This is a genomic window from Streptomyces sp. NPDC001153, assembly GCF_053598315.1.
The window spans coordinates 74,843-81,472 of the sequence record NZ_JBSFJZ010000047.1; the positions used below are offsets into that span (position 1 = coordinate 74,843).

General features: G+C 63.8%; 6 protein-coding genes. 4 read left to right on the forward strand and 2 right to left on the reverse strand.

Annotated features, from left to right (window positions below; all coding sequences use genetic code 11):
* Nucleotides 1-890: 890 nt before the first annotated feature.
* Nucleotides 891-1,454, reverse strand: a complete 564-nt coding sequence (locus tag ACWDEN_RS38900; protein ID WP_450862652.1) for a hypothetical protein — start codon at nt 1,452-1,454, stop codon at nt 891-893.
* 1,026 nt (nt 1,455-2,480) lie between these two features.
* On the opposite strand from ACWDEN_RS38900, the gene ACWDEN_RS38905 reads away from it, so the two are divergent.
* The 3 genes from ACWDEN_RS38905 (at nt 2,481) to ACWDEN_RS38915 (ending at nt 5,098) form a co-directional block, all read left to right on the forward strand.
* The gene (locus ACWDEN_RS38905; RefSeq protein WP_450862654.1) at nt 2,481-3,734 is read left to right on the forward strand and encodes an IS256 family transposase; all 1,254 of its coding nucleotides are present in this window, start codon (nt 2,481-2,483) and stop codon (nt 3,732-3,734) included.
* Nucleotides 3,735-3,883: 149 nt separating this feature from the next.
* Nucleotides 3,884-4,411: a hypothetical protein gene (locus ACWDEN_RS38910; protein WP_351218132.1), complete on the forward strand. Its 528-nt coding sequence runs from the start codon at nt 3,884-3,886 to the stop codon at nt 4,409-4,411.
* 156 nt (nt 4,412-4,567) lie between these two features.
* A complete protein-coding gene (locus tag ACWDEN_RS38915) occupies nt 4,568-5,098 on the forward strand; it encodes a hypothetical protein (RefSeq protein ID WP_450862656.1) in 531 nt (176 codons plus the stop codon).
* Between the two features lie 272 nt (nt 5,099-5,370).
* Here the strand turns inward: ACWDEN_RS38915 and ACWDEN_RS38920 are convergent, their stop codons facing one another.
* Entirely contained in the window at nt 5,371-6,219 is an 849-nt protein-coding gene (locus ACWDEN_RS38920) for an HNH endonuclease (RefSeq protein WP_351609334.1), read from the reverse strand.
* A gap of 226 nt (nt 6,220-6,445) precedes the next feature.
* Here ACWDEN_RS38920 and ACWDEN_RS38925 point away from each other — a divergent pair.
* The coding region (locus ACWDEN_RS38925; RefSeq protein ID WP_450862658.1) for a helix-turn-helix domain-containing protein at nt 6,446-6,630 on the forward strand (185 nt) is incomplete at its 3' end.

Sequence of the window (6,630 nt, forward strand, 5' to 3'; positions counted from 1 at the left end):
ACCATGAGCGCTGTGGCGGCTGAGGCCTCCCGCCTGGTCGAGACGGCGGGTTCCACCAGATGAGGGGCGTGTCTAGGATCTGCTCGTGCCCCCGATCACGATCAAGATGCCGACGCGTCGCCGCGTCGTTGCCGTGCTCTATGCCCTGTATTGCTGGGCGGTCTCCGCTGCCGTCATCGGGGCGTCGGGAGGGTTGTTGAAGACCGTAGGGGCCGCACTCCAGGGTTTGAGTGTCGCCCTCATCGTGTGGGGCTTGGTTGTGCTGTGGGGCTCGTGTGCGTCAACAACGGTCGGACCGGAGGGGATCGGCCAGCGCTGGCCCGGGGTGAGGCGAACGATCCCATGGGAGAAGGTTGACGATGTCGCGGTGGTGCGGCTGGCAGGCTTCAAACCCCGCCGGCAGGTCCGAGTCAGCCTGAGGGGTGGGCGAAGGTGCCATCTGGTCGCGCCTGTGGATGGACTCCGGAAGCCGACGAACCCTGACTTCGACCAGGAGGCAGCGCGAATCGTGGACCATTGGGAATCGGTGAGACTGTCGTCCGGCCAGTCGTTCTAGCAGTCGATGCGATTGGCAGCGATCTTGAAAACCGTCGTGGCGCGAGTCACCGTGGGTTCAAATCCCACACCCACCGCGCAAGTGAACGGCCCCTGACCAGGCAAGACGGTCAGGGGCCGTTCCGCTGTGCGCTGCCCGCTCGCTACCGTGGTTCCCCGTGGTTGTCCGCACGTTCGGGCACGGATGGGGCACGGGCACCTGCTGATCCGTAGCTCTACAGAGATCGGTCAGCGAGGGTCATACAGGCTGCCGGGTGGATCGTGAGAGCGTTGTTAAGCGCTGACGGTTCCTGGGGTTGCTGTACTTCGCTGCTGCAGGGGTCATAGCCAGTGGTCTACCGCGGCAGGTACGCCGTGGTGACCATGATTCCCCCCAGCAGCTGGGACCCGCACGTCTTCGCCCCCATCCAGAGGTTGCCGTCGTAGAACCCATGCGTCGCCCCTGAGGGGTAGTCGACGGTCATTTCCAAGGTGCGGGTGGTGAGACCGGGAAGACTTCCAAGGACAGCGTCACCGCCGATCCAATAGGCGGTGGACGACTTGGTTGCCGGGTTCCAGGCCATGATCATGTGATGCCACGACCCGCCGTTGAACTTCCACCAGACGGTGGGTGCCGCGCCCTTGTGGTTGCTGGGCGCCGACATCTGGTAGTCGAAGAACACACCCGAGAGCGATGCCGCCTTGGCGTTGCGCACCGTGGTGTAGGTGACCAGGTTCTGTCCTGCCTTCGTGGAGGTCGGCATCTTGGACAGGTTGCCAGAACCGGTGATCTCGCCGTAAGCGCAAGTCGGCTTGGAACTGGCAGAAGCCGCCGGCGCCGCCTGAACTGCGCCGGCAGGCATGGCCAGCACGCTCACCCCCGCGGCCACGGCTGCGAGTCCCCATCTGAAAAGCCTCATGAACGCCTCCGCTTCACGCCGCGCCATCACGAGCGCAGGCAGATCTTACGATCACCGGGTTGCACCCCCAGCAGGCTCTGTAGCCGAGATGATGGAGCCTCAGCTTGGAAAGCTAAGGTGATCTAGGGATCGCTGCGGGGCTGACGTGCGGCGGAAGCGTGCCGGCGCCTGTAGGCGGGTCCGTTGATTCCCCGCTGCTGGCCGGTGCTCCCCGTGGTCCCCTACACCATCTGGCACGCGCCCAGCACGGGCGGCGTGGCCTTCGGGCTCTCCGCGGGCTTGCTCGTCGCATCCTGACGGGCGCCCGTCAGACCGGGCCGAACTGCCCAGGTCCGCCGACGTTCGTGCTCATTGATGTCAGGCATGAATGTCACCCGCTGAACCCTCAGGCCAGTTCTTCGGGCTTAGGCATGGCTGTACCAGTGTCGCAGATCAACTCGTGTGACCTGGGGGCCCCAGCTCTGCACGGTCGTTGTCATTGGTCGTCGTTGGTCATCGCTGATCCTCCTCGGACGGCCCACAGACGGCCCTGCCGCACCGCTTCGCGCCAGGGAAATACCCAGGCGGGAGGGCAGGACTCCAGATCGGCGAGGGAGCGGTTCAGCGCGGGGTCCAGCCAGCACTCCTACCCCTTGGCAGATCTCTTCCCGACTGGCGCCGCTCACCCGCAAACACAGACGTTGACTTCTTCGCCCGATGCCGCCTTGGTCACTGTTGGGTCAGAGACCTCAGCGCAGGGGCCCGTTGGGAGTCAGGTTCCACTCATGCGCATGGACGAGTGGAACTTTCCCTAGAGCAAGCAGCCGATTCAGTACAGGTTCCGTATCGGCAAAGCTCAACGTGTCGTCACCGCTAACGGCTGCACCTTCCCAGAAAGGCGATGTGACTTCCCAAGACTCCACGGAGCAATGCTCAAGACCTGTGGATCAGCCCCGGGCCGGAACGCGGAGGCGTACCTTCCCGAATGATCCTTTGATGGTCACCGAGTAGGCTCGCGTTTGCAGCGCGGGTCGGGAAGGCATGCTCATGCTCAGCGTAGTGAATGCCGACGGTTCCACCGAGTCTGGTTCCCTGATCGACGAGATCGTCCGCGACGGTGCCCGGCGGATGCTGGCCGCCGCGCTGGAGGCGGAAGTCAACCAGTACATAGCTGAGTTGGTCGCCGAGCGGGACGAGCGTGGGCACCGCCTGGTGGTCCGCAACGGCCACCATCGGCCCCGCACTGTCGTAACCGCGGCAGGTCCCGTCAAGGTCTCTGCGCCCCGGGTCAATGACCGCCGCGTCGACGAAGCCACGGGCGAGCGCAAGCGCTTCTCCTCGAAGATCCTGGCCCCGTGGTGCCGCAGGTCGCCGAAGGTCTCCGAGGTGCTGCCGCTGCTCTACCTGCACGGACTGTCGTCGGGAGACTTCGTGCCGGCGCTGGAGCAGTTCCTCGGCTCAGCGGCCGGGCTTTCGTCGGCCACCGTGACCCGGCTGACCAGGCAGTGGCAGGACGACCACGCCGCCTTCCAGCAGCGCGACCTCGCGGACCGTGACTTCGTCTACGTGTGGGCCGACGGCGTGCACCCCAAGGTGCGGCTCGGCCAGGCTCACTCCTGCGTGCTGGTGCTGCTCGGGGTGCGGCTTGACGGCACCAAGGAGCTGATCGCGCTGGCCGAGGGCCTGCGGGAGTCCACCGAGTCGTGGGCCGACCTGCTGCGTGACTGCCGCCGCCGCGGCATGCGCGACCCCGAGTTGGTCGTCGGCGACGGCGCGATGGGGTTGTGGAAGGCCCTGGCCGAGGTGTGCCCCGCTGCCCGGCACCAGCGCTGCTGGGTCCACAAGGCCCGAAATGTCACGAACTCTCTGCCGAAGTCAGCACAGCCGGGCGCGACGAAGGCGATGCAGGAAATCTACGACGCCGAGGACCGCACGCACGCCGAGAAGGCGATCGAGGCGTTCGCGAAGACCTACGGGTCGAAGTGGCCCAAGGCCGTCGCGAAGATCACCGAGGACGCAAGGGAACTGCTGGCGTTCTACGACTTCCCCGCCGAGCACTGGATCCACCTGCGGACCACGAACCCCATCGAGTCCACGTTCTCCACGGTCAAACTACGGACCAAGGTCACCCGCGGGGCCGGCAGCCCGGCCGCGGCCCTCGCGATGGTGTTCAAGCTCGTCGAGTCCGCCCAGGAGCGCTGGCGCGCGATCACCGGCGCCTCACTCGTCGCCCTGGTCCGCTCCGGCGCCCGATTCGAGCGTGGACTCCTGGTCGAACGTGGCGAAGTCGCCGCAGCCTGAAAACCCACCGGGGCGCTGGCGTCCTCGAATGCTGAGAGGGTTCTGCGAGCCGTCGCAGACTATGCGAGGCCAGTAGTCCCGACGTCGTGAACAGGGGCAGGCCCGTAGGGTTAGCTGCGAGTGGGGGCGTTGATCGAGGAGGGTGCGGGGTGGCGGTCAACTGGGACGCCTTGACGACAACTGGTCTGGGAGCGGCCACCACGGTGCTCGGCATCGTGATCGGCGGGTTCGTAGGGCGGCGGAGTCAGGACCGGCAGAGGGTTCTGGACACACGGTCGGCGGCCTACGCCACGTTCCTGCGGGAATACGCCAAAGCCGAGATCGACCTCCGGGAGGCGTACACGGCCAATCGGCCCAACACCGTCGACTGGGACTCGTTCAACGGAGCACTGGTAGCCCTCAGCCTCGTCGCCCCCCAGGAGGTCAGCGCGGCCGTCCGGCCGATCCTCGAAGCACTCGGAGAACTATGCGTCTTGATCGTCCGTGAGCCGAAGATCGCCCGCGAGTACCAGCTGGTTCATGAAGCTCTGAGTCAAGGCCAGATTGCATTCGTGAACGCCGCAAGGCGGTCTCTCGACAGCTCACAAGGGCCTCTTGACTGGGTGATGGGAGGACCTCCTGCCTGGCCGGAAGTCGAGCGGTGGCTACCCGCCCAGACCAAAGGCAACTCTGAGTAGCCGCATCCGCAATCCACGCAAGATGGTTGTGTCTTGGATGCATCTACAAGGAATCCATCAGCAGGTCATCACGAGGGAAACTACCCCACTGATCCACGGGATTTGATAGTTACTCGACCCATCCTTGCTCATCCGAAACCATCCAAGGGGTTGGAAATGGCTATTCCGTGGGAGCTTTTGATATCCACTGCAGGTGGTGTCACCGCCACCATCGTGGGCGTCGTTGCAGGCGGGGTCGTTGGGCGGCGCAGCGAGAATCGAAAGTTGCTTCTGGAGACACAGACGTCCGCCTATGAGAGGTTCCTGCAGGCTTTCGGCGCTGTCGAGATGGAGCTGCGTGAGGCGTTCCTCGAACGGCGCAGACCTGCAGTCGCATGGGGACCGTTCAACGCCGCGATCCAGTCGCTGAGCTTGGTGGCGAATCCCGAGACGGCCGCAGCAGCTCTCCAGCTCTGCGATGTCATCGAGGACTTCACCATTCTCTTCCACGATCGTCAGCCAGCGGATCTTGAGGAGCTCCGACCGATCCACGCCGCCTTGGACCAAGGGCACTTGAAGTTCGTCAATGCGGCCCGACGCTCACTCCATCTCTCGCAGGAACGTCTCGACCAGACACTCGGCGGTCCGTCGCCCTGGCGTGGCATCGCCTTCGTGGACCAAGGCTGCGGCGAGGCTGAAGCACAATAAGTTTCTTCATCGGTGCTTCTCCAGGGTGAGGACGGCCTTACTCGCCGCCGGAAGATCACTCAACCAGGACGCTTGTTCGAGGCAGCGAAACGGCTCCGGAGGGCGCCTCGGACCCAAACATATACGCAGGTGACTGGCTGATCAGTGGGGCGTGATTGGTCCACAGATAGTCCACAGATTCGCAGCCTCGTCGCCGGGGGGCGCAGTACAGTTCGCGACCGTACGCGAGGCTGCGCCTCGGCGGCGGGTGCGTGGATAGAGCGACCGCGACCCTATCCAGGGCTGCCGGATGCTTCACTCTTGAGGCGCCGCCACGCTTCAACAGCCTTATTTAGGCGCGTCGACGGATCGTACTCACTGACGATGAGACCATTTTCTAGCTGCGGGGCAAGTTGTACGCGCGGAATTGCCGTGTTTAGATCAAGAGCCATACCGGCGAAAGCGAGGGTCTCTGAGATGTGTTGCCCAGCATTCACTCCGTTCACTCGGATTCCGATTCCACGCAGGTCGATTAGATAGCCAGAGCGCCAGAATTTGGCGCGAAGGTGGGCTGGCTCACCTTTCATGTTCAGGTTTAGTGTCACATTGTTGGCGGCGGACCGGATGATCAGCTTTTGGTAGTCCGATTCCATGTCCCACACTGCCACATCGCCCGATATCCACTCGTTGTCTTCAATCAGCGCTACCAGGTCGCCCTTCTCGCCGTGCAGAGTCAGCGACAGCTTGACGTGTCCGTTCGTGCCCGGTGTGAGAGCGAGCAGCGGTTCCCCGTCTGCAATGATTACTGGCCCTTCGTTCACTAGGAGAACGCCGCCTGCCAGCACCGCACAGTACTCTTGGTTGGTGTGGAGCATTCCTCCCGCCAAGCCCTTTCGTGCGTTGAATGGGCTTACCTGCATCTCCCTTTGCTGCTCCTGGGTGAAAACACCCTTCGTCGCCATGTCGTGGCATAGAGGGCAGAGGAGCATCATGTCTTCTACCCGGAAATGCTGGTCTTCGCTATACGGGATAATGTGGTGGTACTGGTAGATAGGGAGCCCGCATCGGCAGCAGCCGAAGCGGGCATGCTGGCGCAGCTTGCGCTTGACTTCAGATGGTGTCTTAGGGCGGTTCTCGAACAAGGTTTTACCTCTGGCTTATCGACCACGGTAGATGTACCTAAGCTAGCCGGGATCCCTTGCTGTGTCCGGAAAACGGGGTCGGCGAAGTTTCGATGCCACAGTCGAGTGAGTCACCTGAAGGTAAAGCCCTAGTTTGGAAGATCGCGTACGTAGATACTGAACTTGATTAGGTGATGTCGGTGCCGTTCGCCTGACAGTCGGCCGTTGGCACCGGTAGCCCTGGGGCGTGAGGTATGCACAGGGCGGTGGGCTGACCGAGGCGGGGAGGGCCGCACGGGAGCGGTTACGGCAGCAAGCCGTGGAGGGCTTCCGGGCTGGACAGAAGAACGCTGAGGTCGCTGCCGCGCTCCGGGTGAGCGAGCGGTCAGTGGAGCGGTGGCGACGGGCATGGCGCGAATACGGGGAGGCCGA